Origin of the sequence: Acinetobacter lactucae (assembly GCF_013122135.1) — a bacterium.
Lineage (GTDB): Bacteria > Pseudomonadota > Gammaproteobacteria > Pseudomonadales > Moraxellaceae > Acinetobacter > Acinetobacter lactucae.
In genome coordinates, this window is sequence record NZ_CP053391.1 from 3,705,821 (window position 1) to 3,721,508 (window position 15,688).

Consider the following 15,688-nt stretch of genomic DNA (forward strand, 5'->3'; position numbering starts at 1 on the left):
AATTACTTCCTCTTTAGGAATAAATCTGCAACGCGCTCTAAATATACATCTTCTTTCATTTCTGCAGGCAATGGATAGGTCTGGTTAGGTTGAATACCCTGCCCTTCAATCATATTGCCATTTGGCGTGTAGTAATGTGAGACCGTCATTTGTAGAGCGGCTCCACTTGGTAAAGGAAATAGCTTTTGTACTACGCCTTTTCCATAGCTTTTTTCACCCATCACCCAAGCACGTTGGTGTTCTTTCATGGCCGCAGTAAAAACTTCTGCTGCCGATGCAGACCGGTGATTAATTAATATACCCAGTTTTATATTCTGGAATTCATTGCCCGGTAGCGCCTGAAACTGCTGGTTACCTTCCGAACGGCTTTTGGTTGAAACAATAATTCCGTTATTTAAAAATAAATCTGCCGACTCAACTGCTGCCGATAACAACCCACCCGGATTGTTTCGCAAATCGATTAAAACAGCCTTTAAACGTGGAGAGCTATTTTCTTCAATTAATCTTTTAATTTCATTAGCAGTGTCTTGCTGGAATACTCTAATTTTTAGTACGAGTACCTGATTATGTAACATTACAGGTTCTATATCGGTTTCTATTTTTTTATTACGGACTAAGTTAATATTTCCGCTGAGTTCTTCTGCTTGTACTTGAAGTGTACTTCCGATAGAACCGTAAAGTAGTCCAAGCACCTGATCTTGGTTTAAATTTTTTAAATCTTGGTTATCAATTTTGAGAATCGTCTGACCATTTCGCAAACCTAATTTATAGGAATCAGAACCTGTTTTAAGATCACGAATCATCCATTTATGGAGATGTGATTCAGGGGTTAAGGCGAAATCAACTGAAGCAAGATCACCTTCGGTATATTGAATCAATTGGCGATATTCTTCTGCCGACAAATAACGCGAATAACGATCCAACCCACTCACCAATCCTTTTATGGCTTGTTGAAACAAGGCATCGTCAGACTTCACGTCAACATAGTTATCTCGAACGATTCCATAGATTTGCACAAACTGTTGAATCGATTCAATCGGCACCTCTGCATAGCTATGTTCCGGTTCTTCCGAATCAGGGTGCAAAGGTGACATTTTTTCTTTTACAACTGGCGCTGCAAAAGTAAATTGGCTGCAACACAGCAACATACTTACAATAAGTTTTTTATATTTAATGTGTTGCAGCATCCAATCACCTTTAACTTATGCAGATAGTGTAATCAGATTACGTCCTTGCATTTCGGCAGGAACAGGAATCTGCATTAAATTGAGAATTGTCGGTGCTACGTCTGCAAGCACACCACCTTCTGCAATTGTTGCTTGTGTTGGGCCAACATAGATAAACGGTACAAGCTCGGTTGTATGTTGAGTGTGTACTTGCCCACTTTCGTAGTCTTGCATTTGTTCAACATTACCATGGTCAGCAGTAATGAGCATATGGCCTTTTTTCGCCATCACTGCTTCATAGACACGACCTAAGCAAGTATCAACCGCTTCAACCGCTTTAACCGCAGCGTCAAATACACCCGTATGACCGACCATGTCGCCATTCGCATAGTTCACAACTAATAAGTCGTATTCACCCGAATTAATTGCTTGAACTAACTCATCAGTGACTTCATAAGCACTCATTTCGGGCTTAAGGTCATATGTCGCAACGTTTGGAGATGGAATTAAAATACGCTTTTCACCCGGATATTCATCTTCACGACCACCACTAAAGAAGAATGTTACATGAGCATATTTTTCAGTTTCGGCAATACGTAACTGAGTTTTACCTAAAGAAGATAAATATTCGCCCAATGAATTTTTAAGGGCTTCTGGCATATATGCAACTGGTGCATCAATGCTCGCCTGATAACGCGTTAACATCACAAATTTAGAAAGGTTGGGTACAACTTTGCGTTCAAAACCAGCAAAGTCTTTCTCTACAAATGCGCGAGTAATTTCACGAGCTCGGTCAGCACGGAAATTCATAAATACAACACTATCACCGTCTTGAACTTTAGCGATATCACCAATACGAGTCGCTTTTACAAACTCATCATTTTCATTGGCTGCATAAGCTAGCTCTAACCCTTCAACTGCAGTTTGTGCAGTACGAAGTGCTTCACCTTCGGTTAACAAGCGATAAGCTTGCTCAACACGATCCCAACGGTTGTCACGGTCCATTGCAAAGTAGCGACCAATCATAGTTGCGATACGGCCTTGGCCTGGATATTGAGCAAATAATGCATCTAGTTTTTCTAAAGAAGGCTGAGCACTGCGTGGAGGTGTATCACGACCATCAAGGAAAGCGTGTAAATAAACTTTTGCACCGCGTTTTAATGCAAGCTCACACATCGCCACAATATGATCTTCATGTGAATGGACGCCACCTTCTGAAAGTAGTCCCATAATATGGACAGCACCACCAGCAGCTTTGGCTTTTTCAACAGCGTCGATCAACACTTCGTGTTTGAAAAAGTCACCAGTACGGATATCTTTAGTAATACGGGTAAAGTCTTGATATAACACACGGCCAGCCCCAAGATTCATATGGCCGACTTCAGAGTTCCCCATTTGACCATCAGGCAATCCAACATCTTCACCTGAACCAGAAATTAGACTATTCGGATGCTTGGCTTTCATTGCCGCCAAATTTGGTGTTTTTGCTGCAAGAAAAGCATTATCTTCAATCGCTTCACGGTGTCCAACACCATCCATAATGACCAGAACGTGAGGGATCTTGCCAGCAGTTGCATCCGTCATAATCAATTTCTCTTTTGTCTACAATTTCGTCACAATATCTTACCGAATTTTCGGTCAAGACTCTATTTATTCCTATGGCTTTCACCAATATCCGCGATTGATGAAAACCATAAATATCATTTATTACTAACGAGCGCGGTAAAGCAAATAACTTCCAGCACCAAACATTAACAAGATAGGTACAAGTACGAACCATGCTGGAGATGGAGAATAAACCAAGCTCGCATACCCCAAAAAGTCCTGTAAATAATAGAAACTCAAACCAATAAACAATGCGATCACCAAACGGAAACCCATCGATTGTTGGCGTAATGGTCCAAAAATAAAAGAACACGCTACGAGTACTAATGCGATAAGTGAAAATGGCGAAGCAACTTTTTGCCAGAAAGCCAATTGGTAAGTCTTTGGCACCTGACTATATTCATCCATATAACGCATAAAGCTAATCAGTTGGCTTGGTGATAGATCTTCAGGATCTAAAGTCACCATATGCACATATTTGGGCTGTAATGCTAAAGCAAGCGATTGTTCTTCATGATCAGTTTTGATGGCATTTCCTGCCGCCAAAATGTCCATTTGTTCAGCTTTTTTCAAAGCCCACTGACCATTTTTAATAAACTGTCCTTGCTGAGCATTAATTAATGACTGCAAGTAATAGTTTTGATCAAAATCGACCACTTGAATGTCTTTTAAGTTACCCTGCGAATTAGCATAATCGATATAGATAAAGCGCTGCCCTTCACGAGACCAATACCCTTTAACTTCACCTAAAGCAGCTACTGAACGATGGCTTTTAACACTTTGTGCTTTTTCATTGGTATAAGGGATAACCCACTCACTTAAAGCAAACGACAAAATAATAAGCAGTAAAGCTGAGCGCATCACCCAACCGACAATACGCCATAAGCTAACACCCACTGAACGCATAACAATGAGTTCACTACTTGTTGCCAATGAACCTAACCCAATCACAGCCCCAATCAAGGCAGAAATAGGTAAAATTTCATAGAGATAGCGAGGAGCTCCCCACAAAACATAGATGAGAGCCTGCCATGCGTTATAGTCTGGTTTAAGCTCACCCAACTCGCCAAGATATGTAAATAAGACCTGTAGAATGGACAAAACAACTGTGGTGCCAAACATCGCAAGCGCAGTGGTTTTCGTCACATATTTGGCGACTATTCGACGTGCTAACATTATAATTTCACTCGCTTGATCTGTTTCTTGATTTTTGGTCCTAACTTTTGCTTACGTGAGAATAAGGCGGCAGCAACACCGTAAACAACTAACACGGCAGGATAAGCCCAAATATCGAGTTCTTCTTTACTAATACGAGTCTTGATTGCAATCATTAATACGATCAGACTGGAAAAAATAAAAATCGCCGGAATAAGACGGTAATAACGGCCTTGTCGTGGACTCACCTCAGACAATGCCACTGATAGCATTAACGCAATAACAATGGTAAATGGCCCAAATAAACGCCATCCCAACTCACTTCTAATGACTGGATCATTCGTTTTTGAAAAAAGTTTTGTTGTTGATAGAGCCTCTACATCGCCACTTTCAAACTTAACGTCTTTGTCATTTTCTAAACGTAGACGATAAGACTGAAACTCTGCTTGTGTATATTTTGGTTGTCCTGGGAATATTTCATAACGACGGCCTTGTACCAAATCAACGACATTGGCGGTGTCATTTGCAACTTCTACTCGAGTCGCTTCTTTTGCCAAAATCATAACATCTGGCTTATCTTCTTTAGCAGCACGCTGATAAAAGAAAATGTCTTTCAAATTCTTTCGGTCTTCTGACAATGAACCTGCATAGATCGTATATGGACCAGAAGAAATAAATTCTCTTGGCCGAACCAAATCGAAACCTGTACGCACTGCTTGTGTAGTTGTCAGCTTTTCAAACTCACGTAGTCCCCACGGCGTCATCCAAAGCATCAGCACAGACTGACACACCATATAAACAAGGGTCATTGGAATGAGTAATCGCGCTAATTGATGACGGCTTACACCACTACCATTCAATACAGCCATTTCATGGTCAACATATAAACGACCAAACACCAACATTAAACCAATGAAAAGACCCAGTGGTAAGATGAGTGTTAGAAATTCAGGTAAACGATATCCAATGATGCTAAACAAGATACCGGCATCTAAACGCCCCTGCGCCGCCACACCAAAGTATTTGATCAGACGACCACCCATCATGATTAGGGTCAGTAAAGAAATGACCACCAATGAGGTAGAGACAACTTGCTTGACGAGATAACGCCGAATAATCAAAGTAATACTTCCAAAAGGCTAATCGGGACGTGTGCTAGTTTACCCGAATGTTAAAAATATAAAACCGCACATTGCAACGCTATGCTTGAAAGTGTTTCAATGTTTTAATCCAACATAACTTTCTATAGGCAATCACGGCAGCCATGAAATTTACAACTTATACAACTTTTCCCGAACAGACATCTAATGAATCTTTGTGGGTTTTAGTTGATTCAGAACAGCTACAAAGCAACATCAACACATATCAAATCAATAACCTAGAAAGCGTCCTTACTGCCACCCAATTCAAAGGCAACTTCAATGAAACTCTGCCTTTATTCGGTCAGATTTCAAATCAACCTCATGGCCAATTACTTGGCTTAGGAAAAACAGTCGAACTTCAGGCGGTTAAGCTCGCTAAACTTGCCCAAACCATTATCAAATCGACACAAAATAAATTTAAGCATATCGCGATTGATATTGCTGCGTTACCTGTCGAATACCATTATTTATTCGCTTTAAGCTTAACTCAAGCAGCTTATGGTTATGATGAGTTTAAATCGAAAAAAAATGAATTTGTGTTACAACAGGTTGATTTAATTAGTTCAACGACTAGCCTCGATGAAAAACAACTGGCTTTAGTGCATGCCGTACAGTCTGGTCAGTCGTATGCACGTGACCTCGGAAACCGTCCAGGTAACATTTGTTTCCCTGAATATTTAGCAGAACAAGCATTAGCTTTAGCTGCAGAATTTCCAGACTTACTCAAAGTTACTGTCTTAAATGAGCAGCAAATGGCTGATTTAGGCATGTATGCTTTTCTTGCAGTCAGCAAAGGATCTGAACGTCCGGGTCGTATCGTAACACTCGAATACCAAGCTGGAATCGATCAAGCGCCTGTTGTGCTGGTTGGTAAAGGCGTTACTTTTGATACAGGCGGCATTTCTTTAAAACCGGGCCTCGGCATGGATGAAATGAAGTTCGATATGTGCGGTGCAGCCTCTGTACTAGGTACTATTCGTGCGCTATGCGAAGCGAAACTTCCGATTCATGTCGTTGGAGCAATTGCAGCCGCAGAAAACATGCCTTCAGGTAAAGCAACCCGTCCGGGCGATATTGTGACAACCATGAGCGGCCAAACTGTTGAAATCTTAAATACTGATGCCGAAGGCCGTTTAGTACTGTGTGACACATTGACCTATATCAAACGCTTCAATCCGGCAGTTGTGGTCGATATTGCGACCTTAACAGGTGCATGTGTAGTCGCTTTAGGTAAAGTGCTTAGTGGTTTGTTCTCACCTGATGATGCTTTAGCAGCTGAACTCCAACAAGCAGGTGAGCAATCATTTGACCGTGTATGGCGTATGCCAGTGATTGAAGATTATCAAGAATTACTTGATTCACCATTTGCGGATATTGCAAACATTGGCGGTCCATACGGCGGTGCGATTACGGCAGCTTGTTTCCTTGAACGCTTTACACGCGAGTATCGCTGGGCTCATTTAGATGTAGCAGGAACAGCATGGTTATCTGGCCCAGCTAAAGGCGCAACAGGGCGTCCAGTACCATTACTCATGCAATTTTTAGCGAATCGTGTAAATACGAATGGCTAAAGTTAGTTTTTATCTGTTTGAAACCAGTGAAGAACGGCAAGTCGATAGTGCTTGCCGTTTATGCCGAAAGATTTTACAGAAGCATCCTAAAATCTGGTGGTATTGCCCAGATGTGCAGCTACAACAAACTCTTGATGAAAGATTATGGGATTTCGACCCTGTAAGTTTCATTGCGCATGGGATTGATCAAGCTGAAGCTGCTGTATGTATTTCGGCTAAACAACCGCTTGAACAAGGCTTATTGGCATTTAATTTTAACAATCATGCACTTGAACAAGTTGAGCATTTTAGCCACATTATAGAAATTGTTGAAAATAATGAAACAGCCAAGCAAATTGGTCGAGAAAAATTTAAAATGTATCGCCGTTTGGGTATAGAACCGCGGACCTTTAAATTATAACGCGCTAGAATGTAAATACTGTTGAACAAAGGAGAAGCATGGTGGCATTAAATGTCGGGCAAGATTTTAAAAAAAGATGGTTAAATGCGCCTGAAGCTGTCCGTCATGCCTATCAACAAGATCTGGCACGTATTTGCGACTTATTAGAACCTCAAACTCCGATTCAGCTTTGGGTTTTAAATGACGAAAAAGCGCAGTTAGAATCACAGCAAAAAATTGAAAAAGCTTACGCGGACCTTAAAGCAGAGCTGATCGAGCAAGCACGTATTCGTCGTCAGCTTGCTTTAGAGAAAGCACTTGCTGATAAACGAGCGTTAGAAGCGGCCTATGCTGCCCAATTGCAAGCCGATGAAGTTCGTCAATTTAGTGAACAGACTGAAGCACTTCAAACCATCCGCAGTCAGTTAGAACAAGAAGTTACAGAGCAAACTGCACGTTATCAGAAAAACCCCGAAACACCAGCAGTCAATTACTCTGCTGGCGTAAAACTTAGTATTACTGATGACCAAATCTTATCTGAGCTTGAAAGTTTACGCATTCGTTTAGAACTTGAAGCTGAGAACTTAATTGAAGAGTCTGTAACGGCTTTCCGAGCCAAACTACAGTCGGCAGCTCAAGAAGAAATTGAATATATCTTAAAAAATTCTAAGTTTTCTGATGAAAAATAGAAAAGTAAACTTTTAAAAGCCTCTTTGTCATAAAACTGACACTTATTTGTCACAAAATAGACACAAATATTATTCTTATAGATCAAATGATTATAAGAATAAAAAGTAGTGTTTTAAGATAATTAATGAGGGTAAAAATGGACATTCCGCATCAGATTTCAAAGCAACTTGAGCAGCTTAATCAAGGCGAGCAATGGACATTTTCAGCACAAGAACTTTATATGAGTCATAACGACTTTAATTCGCTCTCAATCTTGCTGACACGAGCGTCAGAAAAAGGTGACTTTACGATTACTCGCACCCAACATCATAAAGCTTGGGTCGGCACACACTCAGTTACTCTCACCAAGCATTAATTTTTCAAAATAAAAAACCGGAACATGTGTTCGGTTTTTTATTTTAATGAACTAGCTTTTATTTTAAAAAACCATTCTCAGCTAAAAAAGCCATACTAATATTTGACTCGGTTTTTTGCTCGGCAGCTTTATCGCCCAGCAATAATCGCTCGATATAACGTGCTAACACATCAACTTCAAGATTTACTTTACTGCCTACTTGCCACGTTCCAATATTGGTACGTTCTGCGGTATGCGGAATCAGATTCAAGCTTAAAATATTTCCACGTAAGTGGTTAATCGTTAAGCTAATTCCATCGACGGTTACAGAACCTTTTTCCGCCAAATATTTAGCAAGTTCTGCTGGTGCTGTAACTTCATAATAGATTGAACGAGCGTCTTCTCGTACTACGGTAATTTCACCTACGCCATCAACGTGACCACTTACAATGTGCCCGCCAAAGCGCGTTGTCGGTAACATTGCCTTTTCAACATTGACACGTTGCCCAACTTTCCAGTTACCCAAAGTCGTTCGATTTAAACTTTCACGAGAAACATCCGCTGCGTACCAGTTATCGCCCCATTCAATCACTGTGAGACAAATACCATTGGTTGCAATCGAGTCACCCAAATGTACATCAGACATATCCAGATCAGTCTGAATACGTAGACGTATATCACCACCTACACTTTGCAGGCTTTCAACTTTACCTAAACTTTCAATAATGCCTGTAAACATGGCTCAATCTCCAAATCTTTTTACACTGCTTAAGTTGCAGCGCTTACCAAAGTGCGAGCTGTGTACTATTACCTGAGGTATCTACACCACCTAGCTCGGCGAAGTGGTAAAGCTGGCCTAATAACTGACGTAATGGTGGTCCTGACTTGGCATGAGTATCAGTAATCACAATAAACTCAAGCACGCGTGCACGTTCAGACTGTCGTTGTTTACTCACTCGATAACGCGGAACATCTTGTGTTAACAAGGTGACTTTGCCCCGCTCCAGATTAGCCATAAGCAAATCTTTCGGTTCGATATTACCATCAGTTGAATAGCTGGTCAGAATATAGCGTGCATTGATGGTTGAAAGTAATTTCTCATATGCATCTTTTGCATGTTTAGAAGAGTTATATGGGCTTGGACGCTCTTTACGCCATGCTCTATCAATACCACTCTTATAACCTTTGGTATCTGGTGAAGGTAAATCCACCTGATCCCATAAAGTTAATGCATTTAAAACGTGGTAATTACTACTATATGCGTGTTGGTTATACGGTGGATCAAGATAAGCAACATCGACTTCAAAACCACTCATTTGATTTGCTAGATGTTGTGAATCTACACACCACATTTCAGCAGCAGGTCGTTTACGATCACCAATCTCACAAAAACGGCTCGGTGTTAACCAAAGTAATGATTCAATTCGTTCTAATGCAGTTTGGGTACGTCCGCCCCACCCTTGGTGGAAACTTTTAAATACGCCACTCGTATTACTAACAAAACTAGCTGAATAGAGCAATGGTGCGAGCAAAGCACTCATCTCTACATCATTAATTGCACCTTGCGCCTGCCATGTTGCAATCTGCTGACGAATTGCATCGATACGCATACCATTACGACGTTTAAAGAATAAACGGTCACGAGTTGGATCGTATACATCATCGTTACGTGGACAAAGGTTATGCGTTACCCAACCTTTAACTTCCGGTAAACGATTTAAATAATCGATTGCCTTTTGATAGCCGCCTAACTCTTTAAAAGCAGGCGCATCTACACAGGCTAAAATCGCATGATTTAAAGCATGACTATAAGGTTCCCAGTCGTTTGCAATCACACGGTAACCATTTTGGCGGGCTAAACGAGATACAACGCCACTGCCGGCAAAAAAATCGGCAAAAATCGGTGGATTCTTTTTCTTGCTATTCAGCGTCCCTGTAATTTCAAGGGCTTCTAAAATTAGATGGAGCAATCGGCGCTTATTACCCAAGTACGGTACAAGCTGATGGAAAAGATATTCGTCTGTCGTACGGGCTGCATGACGACGTTTGTGATAAACCGAAGGCTCTGAATTCATACTTTCTCTTGCGTAGGGATTAACCTTAAGCGTATATCTTGATCAATTTGTGTCACATCAAGAAGTGTAAAACGAAGTTGCTCTGCCATATATTCAAATTCTGCATTGAACATGGCTCTTGCACTTTTCCCCAATAATGTCGGGGCAATATAACTGATCAATTCGTCCACCAAACCTTCTTGCAAAAAGGCAGTAGACAATGTTGCGCCAGCCTCAACCAACACATCATAAATTTGATGTTGCTTAGATAGGGTCTGTAACAGCATTTTTAAAGGCTGAATTTCTAATTGTATCACGCCTAAATCAGCAAGTTCTTGACGATACGGCCCCATCACCATCACAGTTTCAGGATTCTCTAAGATCTTAGCGTTAAGTGGCAAACGTCCTTGGCGATCTAAAACAATACGTTTTGGCTGCGCAACCGTCTCTATATCAATATTATGGAGTGAACGCACGTTAAGCTGACAATCATCAGCAATCACAGTTTCAATACCTGTAATCACTGCTCCAGAAATCGCACGCCAATGTTGTACATCTTGACGGGCAGCAGAACCGGTAATCCACTTCGACTCACCTGACGCCATTGCGGCACGCCCATCTAAACTTGAAGCGACTTTTAAACGCACATAAGGCATGCCTGTAGACATTGCTTTTAAAAAGCCTTGATTAAGTTTTGATGCTAAATCTTCACAAATGCCAACTTCTACTTCAATTCCGGCATTTTTTAAAATCTGAACACCCTTCCCTGCAACCAATGGATTTGGATCAAGACAAGCGACCACTACTTTTTTAACTTGGGCTTTCACCAATGCTTCGGCACAAGGAGGGGTTCTGCCATAGTGCGCACATGGTTCAAGCGTTACATAAGCTGTTGCACCTTGGGCATATTCACCTGCCTCGCGTAAGGCAAAAACCTCTGCGTGTGGCTGACCTGCTTTAGGATGAAAGCCTTCACCAATTAACTGATCATCTTTGACAATCACACAACCAACATTTGGATTAGGCTTGGTCGAATAGAGTCCTCGTTTGGCAAGTTCAATGGCTTGCTGCATCCAATACTGATCTTGTTTCAACTCAGACATAAAAATCTCAAATGATTAGTGTTCACGTTGCTGCATTTGCTCAATTTGACGGCGAAACGCTTCAACATCCTGAAAATCTTGATACACAGAAGCAAATCGGACGTAAGCAACATGGTCAAGGGCAAATAAAGATTGCATGACGATTTCGCCAATTGTTCTAGATTTCACATCACGCTCACCTAAACGGCGAATCTGCAACTGAATATCACTTAAAACTGTTTCGATCTGCTCTTGTGTGACTGGACGTTTTTGCAACGCATGCATTAACGAACGGCGTAATTTGGCCTCATCGAAAGGTTCATTTTTTCCATTCGATTTGATCACACGGGGCATTACCACTTCATAGCTTTCAAAAGTGGTAAAACGTTCACCGCAACTTACACACTCACGACGTCGACGAATCTGACAGCCTTCGGCGGCTAAACGTGAATCGATGACTTTACTATCTGCGGCGTTGCAAAATGGACAATGCATAGCGGATTTATAGGGTCGATTACTTTGACCTAGTGTAGCAAAATTTCTACACTTACAGAACCAGCATTCTATAAGACAAAAAAACAGTCCTGAGCAAGATCAAAACATCGCTTTGATCACAGCGCAAGACTGTTCTTTTAAGACAGCAGATTATTAATGATGATTATTCAATACGTTCGCCATGTTGGCTTAAATCCAGACCCATGCGCTCATCATCAGCGTTCACACGGATACCGATCACAAGATCAATCACTTTAAGAATAATGAAAGTCGCAACACCACTGTAAACCATGGTTGCCAATACGCCTTCAACTTGTACCCATAATTGGCCAGCGAATGTTGGAGCTAATGCAACGTTGGCTGCTTTAATAATTTCATCACTGTAGAATACGCCAGTTAAAATCGCACCGACAATACCACCTACCGCATGTAAACCAAATGCATCCAAAGCATCATCGGCTTTAAGTAAGCGTTTAAGTGCAGTAATACCCCAGAAGCACACGACACCACCGATAAGACCCATGACTAAAGCACCGCCTACACCGACAAAACCTGCAGCAGGTGTAATCACTACCAAACCAGCTACCGCACCAGAAGCACCACCTAATACAGATGCTTTACCTCGGATCATGCGTTCAACAACTAACCAAGAGAATGCAGCAGCGGCAGCAGCAACTTGAGTCACTAAAATTGCCATACTTGCACGAGCACCAGCGCCTAGAGCACTACCACCGTTAAAGCCGAACCAACCCACCCAAAGTAAGCTTGCACCCACTACAGTTAAAGTCAGGTTATGCGGAGCCATAGATTCACGGCCAAGGCCAATACGTTTTCCAAGCATGTAAGCAGCAACTAGACCTGCAACACCTGAGTTGATATGTACAACTGTACCACCAGCAAAATCTAATGCACCTGCTTTAAATAACCAGCCATCTGCAGCCCACACCCAGTGGGTAATTGGTGCGTAAACAACGAGCACCCAAACTGCAATAAACACCATAAAAGCTGAATACTTCATACGGTCTGCAATAGAACCGCTAAGAATTGCAACTGTAATGATGGCAAAAGTCATTTGGAAAATAACAAAGAGACTTTCAGGAATTGTCCCACTTAATGCATCAAACGCCACTCCGTTTAGCATTGCTTTAGACAAATCACCAAAAAATGCACCTGTGCCAGAGAACGCGATTGAATAACCAGCAATCACCCACAGCAAACTTACCAAGATTGCAGCTGAAAGGCTGAACATCATCGTACTTAGTACATTTTTTTTACGTACCATACCGCCGTAGAATAATGCCAATCCTGGAATGGTCATTAATAAAACCAAAGCGGTTGAAACTAAAATCCAAGAGGTGTCACCCGTATCAAGAGTGGGTGTCGGTGCTGGAGCTGCCGGAGTTTCAGCAACTGGTGCTTCCGCAGTAGTTACAGCAGCTTGAGATGTTGATGCAGCCGCAACTTCCGATGTTGGCGTTGTTACAGCTTCTTCTGCCCAAACGGCAGTACCACCCAAAAGAGCGCCTGATAGACTGAGCGCCATAAGTATTTTTTTCATTCGTGTCCCCCAACCTCATTTGCGAGTTATTTTCTACTCAGCAAGCTTTGTGCCAATTTAGACAGCATCCGGTCCAGTTTCACCCGTACGAATACGGATTACTTGTTCCAGGTTAGTCACAAAAATCTTACCATCGCCGATTTTTCCAGTGCTTGCTACACGGGTAATTGATTCAATTACCGCATCAACCATTTCATCACTAATCGCAATCTCGATTTTTACTTTAGGTAAGAAATCAACCACATACTCCGCGCCACGGTAGAGTTCTGTATGTCCTTTTTGACGACCAAAACCTTTAACTTCAGTTACGGTAATCCCTTGTACACCAATGTCAGAGAGCGCTTCACGCACATCATCCAATTTAAACGGTTTTACAATTGCAGTTACAAGCTTCATGTTTGTTTCCTTCGGCTTCTTTTCACCAGTAAGGTTTTATGTTCAATTTTCATGCCAATATTTCAAAGGTTGAGGGAAATGAATCTTTTGCATGAACTTTCTTTATAACCTATTTAGTGAACAAGATGTAGATGAGCTATTAAAAATAAAATGAATTTTCAGTATTGCTGAGTGCTGTTTTAATGTTCTATTTGCACTAAAAGAATTGAAGCCTGTATACAATGTTCAAGCAGTGTTAAAATGTAAACTATAAGGTAATACAACACTTTGGATATTTCATGCTAGAAACATTACTACAGGCCATTTTGGAACAAATTGATGAGCCTAAAAAAGATTTGGAAAAAAATTTACGTGCATTATTAAATGAAGCGGTCGAAAAGTTAGACCTTGTTTCCAAACAAGAGATTGACCGTCAAAAGACTGCACTTCAATCAGCCAATCAACGTTTAGACGAGCTACAAAAACAAGTCAGTCTGTTAGAAGAAACTTTAAAGAATAAAAAATAAGCACCAACGTAGCGCATTTATACTTTACAACGATTAAAAATGAAGCACCATAATGGAACAATAAGATGTCTTTTTCTAAAATTTATACACGGGGACTTTTAGGTTTACATGCACCTTTGATTGAAGTTGAGGTACATGTAAGTCAAGGCTTGCCTTCTCTTACCATTGTCGGGCTAGCAGAAGCGGCGGTAAGAGAAAGTAAAGATCGGGTTCGCTCGGCCATTATTAATAGTGGATTTCAATTTCCAACTAAACGGCTGACCATTAACCTTGCACCAGCAGATTTGCCCAAAGATGGGTCACGTCTAGATTTACCGATTGCCATAGGCATTTTAATTGCGTCTGGTCAGCTCCCAGAAAACTGTGCCGAAGATTTTGAATTAATTGGTGAATTAGCGCTCGATGGCCATGTAAGGCCCGTCTCAGGTACTTTAACTTTGGCAATGGCGTGTCAACAAGCCAAGCATAAAATGCTTTTACCTCTCGATAATAGTCAGGATATTAGCCACTTACCTGACCTTGAATGTTATCCGGTGAACCACTTAAAAGAAGTGTGTGAACATTTTCTGGGCACAAAATCGCTATCTTTGATTGAACCTGCAACGACTTCAAACCAAATGCCCTATAAATTTGATCTGGCAGATGTGAAAGGTCAGCTACGCCCACGTCGCGCACTAGAAATAGCTGCCGCAGGAGGTCATTCTCTGCTCTTTAAAGGACCACCAGGTACAGGTAAGACTTTACTCGCTTCACGCCTTCCTTCAATTTTACCGCCGCTTTCTAATCAAGAAACGCTTGAAGTTGCGAGTATTTATTCCATTTCAAATACACCGCATACGTTTGGCCAGCGTCCATTTCGCGCGCCCCACCATACAGCATCAGCGATTGCACTGGTTGGGGGCGGTTCACATCCTAAACCGGGTGAAATTACTTTATCTCATTTAGGTGTGCTCTTTTTAGATGAACTTCCAGAGTTTGATAGAAAAGTGCTAGAAGTCTTGCGCCAGCCGCTTGAGTCAAAAGAAATCATTATTTCACGTGCAGCTCGGCAAATTACCTACCCTGCAAACTTTCAGCTCATTGCAGCAATGAACCCCTGCCCATGTGGGTATGCATTTAATCAAGATAGCCGTTGTCAATGTTCACCAGAGAGTATTAAACGTTATCAAAACCGTATATCGGGGCCGTTACTCGACCGTATCGATTTACATATTGATGTACCGCCTTTAAAAGCTCAGGAACTGCAAGATCCAACACCTGCTGAAGACTCTACGGCTGTAAGACAACGTGTGATTTATGCTTATGAACAACAAATGCAAAGACAAGATTGTTTAAATCAAGCACTTTCACCAAAACAACTAGAACAATTTGCTGTTCTAGATAATACGTCGCAACGCATGATTGAAATGGCTCAGCAACGTTTGAATCTGTCGGCTCGTGCTTATCATCGTGTTTTACGAGTAGCTCGTACCATTGCCGATTTGGCTCGAAGTGAGATGATCCAAAGTCCTCATCTTACAGAAGCGCTCTCTTATCGAGGCAATCATTCTTAAGA

At 41.5% G+C, this 15,688-nt stretch carries 16 protein-coding genes; 6 read left to right on the forward strand and 10 right to left on the reverse strand.

Features of this window, described 5'->3' with window-relative positions; translation table 11 throughout:
• Nucleotides 1–2: 2 nt before the first annotated feature.
• The 4 genes from HLV59_RS17320 to lptF form a co-directional block, all read right to left on the reverse strand.
• Nucleotides 3–1,187 carry a S41 family peptidase gene (locus HLV59_RS17320; protein WP_031947156.1) on the reverse strand — a complete coding sequence of 395 codons (1,185 nt, stop codon included), beginning with the start codon at nt 1,185–1,187 and terminating at the stop codon, nt 3–5.
• Between the two features lie 15 nt (nt 1,188–1,202).
• Nucleotides 1,203–2,750, reverse strand: a complete 1,548-nt coding sequence (gene gpmI, locus HLV59_RS17325; RefSeq protein ID WP_016144102.1) for a 2,3-bisphosphoglycerate-independent phosphoglycerate mutase — start codon at nt 2,748–2,750, stop codon at nt 1,203–1,205.
• 126 nt (nt 2,751–2,876) lie between these two features.
• Nucleotides 2,877–3,947, reverse strand: a complete 1,071-nt coding sequence (gene lptG / locus HLV59_RS17330) for an LPS export ABC transporter permease LptG (RefSeq protein ID WP_016144101.1) — start codon at nt 3,945–3,947, stop codon at nt 2,877–2,879.
• Nucleotides 3,947–5,047 (reverse strand): LPS export ABC transporter permease LptF, encoded by a 1,101-nt coding sequence (lptF, locus tag HLV59_RS17335; protein ID WP_025470533.1) that lies wholly within the window; start codon nt 5,045–5,047, stop codon nt 3,947–3,949. The genes lptG and lptF overlap by 1 nt, the downstream gene beginning before the upstream one ends.
• Before the next feature lie 143 nt (nt 5,048–5,190).
• Here lptF and HLV59_RS17340 point away from each other — a divergent pair, with 143 nt between their 5' ends.
• The 4 genes from HLV59_RS17340 to HLV59_RS17355 all read left to right on the forward strand — a co-directional run bounded on the left by HLV59_RS17340 (nt 5,191) and on the right by HLV59_RS17355 (nt 8,063).
• Nucleotides 5,191–6,639, forward strand: a complete 1,449-nt coding sequence (locus tag HLV59_RS17340; protein WP_087090441.1) for a leucyl aminopeptidase — start codon at nt 5,191–5,193, stop codon at nt 6,637–6,639.
• The gene (locus HLV59_RS17345) at nt 6,632–7,039 is read left to right on the forward strand and encodes a DNA polymerase III subunit chi (RefSeq protein ID WP_171430446.1); all 408 of its coding nucleotides are present in this window, start codon (nt 6,632–6,634) and stop codon (nt 7,037–7,039) included. The genes HLV59_RS17340 and HLV59_RS17345 overlap by 8 nt, the downstream gene beginning before the upstream one ends.
• Nucleotides 7,040–7,077: 38 nt before the next feature.
• Entirely contained in the window at nt 7,078–7,707 is a 630-nt protein-coding gene (gene blhA / locus HLV59_RS17350; protein WP_171430447.1) for a cell division protein BlhA, read from the forward strand.
• Between the two features lie 137 nt (nt 7,708–7,844).
• Entirely contained in the window at nt 7,845–8,063 is a 219-nt protein-coding gene (locus HLV59_RS17355; protein WP_031947153.1) for a hypothetical protein, read from the forward strand.
• A gap of 58 nt (nt 8,064–8,121) precedes the next feature.
• On the opposite strand, the gene HLV59_RS17360 is transcribed toward HLV59_RS17355, so the two are convergent.
• The 6 genes from HLV59_RS17360 to glnK form a co-directional block, all read right to left on the reverse strand.
• Nucleotides 8,122–8,781 (reverse strand): riboflavin synthase, encoded by a 660-nt coding sequence (locus tag HLV59_RS17360; RefSeq protein ID WP_171430448.1) that lies wholly within the window; start codon nt 8,779–8,781, stop codon nt 8,122–8,124.
• A 43-nt stretch (nt 8,782–8,824) separates the two neighbouring features.
• Nucleotides 8,825–10,117 carry a DNA adenine methylase gene (locus tag HLV59_RS17365; protein WP_002121221.1) on the reverse strand — a complete coding sequence of 431 codons (1,293 nt, stop codon included), beginning with the start codon at nt 10,115–10,117 and terminating at the stop codon, nt 8,825–8,827.
• Nucleotides 10,114–11,199 carry a bifunctional diaminohydroxyphosphoribosylaminopyrimidine deaminase/5-amino-6-(5-phosphoribosylamino)uracil reductase RibD gene (ribD, locus tag HLV59_RS17370; RefSeq protein ID WP_171430449.1) on the reverse strand — a complete coding sequence of 362 codons (1,086 nt, stop codon included), beginning with the start codon at nt 11,197–11,199 and terminating at the stop codon, nt 10,114–10,116. Before ribD ends, HLV59_RS17365 begins: the two co-directional genes overlap by 4 nt.
• Before the next feature lie 15 nt (nt 11,200–11,214).
• On the reverse strand, nt 11,215–11,673 hold the full coding sequence (gene nrdR, locus HLV59_RS17375; RefSeq protein ID WP_000543541.1) for a transcriptional regulator NrdR: 459 nt from the start codon (nt 11,671–11,673) through the stop codon (nt 11,215–11,217).
• A 163-nt stretch (nt 11,674–11,836) separates the two neighbouring features.
• Nucleotides 11,837–13,231 carry an ammonium transporter gene (locus tag HLV59_RS17380; protein ID WP_016144094.1) on the reverse strand — a complete coding sequence of 465 codons (1,395 nt, stop codon included), beginning with the start codon at nt 13,229–13,231 and terminating at the stop codon, nt 11,837–11,839.
• Between the two features lie 57 nt (nt 13,232–13,288).
• Nucleotides 13,289–13,627: a P-II family nitrogen regulator gene (gene glnK, locus HLV59_RS17385; protein ID WP_000780326.1), complete on the reverse strand. Its 339-nt coding sequence runs from the start codon at nt 13,625–13,627 to the stop codon at nt 13,289–13,291.
• A gap of 278 nt (nt 13,628–13,905) precedes the next feature.
• Here glnK and HLV59_RS17390 point away from each other — a divergent pair, with 278 nt between their 5' ends.
• On the forward strand, nt 13,906–14,133 hold the full coding sequence (locus HLV59_RS17390; RefSeq protein ID WP_031947150.1) for an accessory factor UbiK family protein: 228 nt from the start codon (nt 13,906–13,908) through the stop codon (nt 14,131–14,133).
• A gap of 65 nt (nt 14,134–14,198) precedes the next feature.
• Nucleotides 14,199–15,686: a YifB family Mg chelatase-like AAA ATPase gene (locus HLV59_RS17395; RefSeq protein WP_171430450.1), complete on the forward strand. Its 1,488-nt coding sequence runs from the start codon at nt 14,199–14,201 to the stop codon at nt 15,684–15,686.
• Nucleotides 15,687–15,688: the final 2 nt, after the last annotated feature.

Bases quoted from the DNA above. Each gene is read 5' to 3' on its own strand.
- HLV59_RS17380 (WP_016144094.1), bottom strand. From the start codon at position 13,231: ATGAAAAAAATACTTATGGCGCTCAGTCTATCAGGCGCTCTTTTGGGT.
- HLV59_RS17320 (WP_031947156.1), bottom strand. From the start codon at position 1,187: ATGCTGCAACACATTAAATATAAAAAACTTATTGTAAGTATGTTGCTG.
- HLV59_RS17340 (WP_087090441.1), top strand. From the start codon at position 5,191: ATGAAATTTACAACTTATACAACTTTTCCCGAACAGACATCTAATGAA.
- HLV59_RS17395 (WP_171430450.1), top strand. From the start codon at position 14,199: ATGTCTTTTTCTAAAATTTATACACGGGGACTTTTAGGTTTACATGCA.
- nrdR (WP_000543541.1), bottom strand. From the start codon at position 11,673: ATGCATTGTCCATTTTGCAACGCCGCAGATAGTAAAGTCATCGATTCA.
- HLV59_RS17360 (WP_171430448.1), bottom strand. From the start codon at position 8,781: ATGTTTACAGGCATTATTGAAAGTTTAGGTAAAGTTGAAAGCCTGCAA.
- HLV59_RS17345 (WP_171430446.1), top strand. From the start codon at position 6,632: ATGGCTAAAGTTAGTTTTTATCTGTTTGAAACCAGTGAAGAACGGCAA.
- lptG (WP_016144101.1), bottom strand. From the start codon at position 3,947: ATGTTAGCACGTCGAATAGTCGCCAAATATGTGACGAAAACCACTGCG.
- gpmI (WP_016144102.1), bottom strand. From the start codon at position 2,750: ATGACGGATGCAACTGCTGGCAAGATCCCTCACGTTCTGGTCATTATG.
- glnK (WP_000780326.1), bottom strand. From the start codon at position 13,627: ATGAAGCTTGTAACTGCAATTGTAAAACCGTTTAAATTGGATGATGTG.
- HLV59_RS17355 (WP_031947153.1), top strand. From the start codon at position 7,845: ATGGACATTCCGCATCAGATTTCAAAGCAACTTGAGCAGCTTAATCAA.
- ribD (WP_171430449.1), bottom strand. From the start codon at position 11,199: ATGTCTGAGTTGAAACAAGATCAGTATTGGATGCAGCAAGCCATTGAA.
- HLV59_RS17390 (WP_031947150.1), top strand. From the start codon at position 13,906: ATGCTAGAAACATTACTACAGGCCATTTTGGAACAAATTGATGAGCCT.
- blhA (WP_171430447.1), top strand. From the start codon at position 7,078: ATGGTGGCATTAAATGTCGGGCAAGATTTTAAAAAAAGATGGTTAAAT.
- HLV59_RS17365 (WP_002121221.1), bottom strand. From the start codon at position 10,117: ATGAATTCAGAGCCTTCGGTTTATCACAAACGTCGTCATGCAGCCCGT.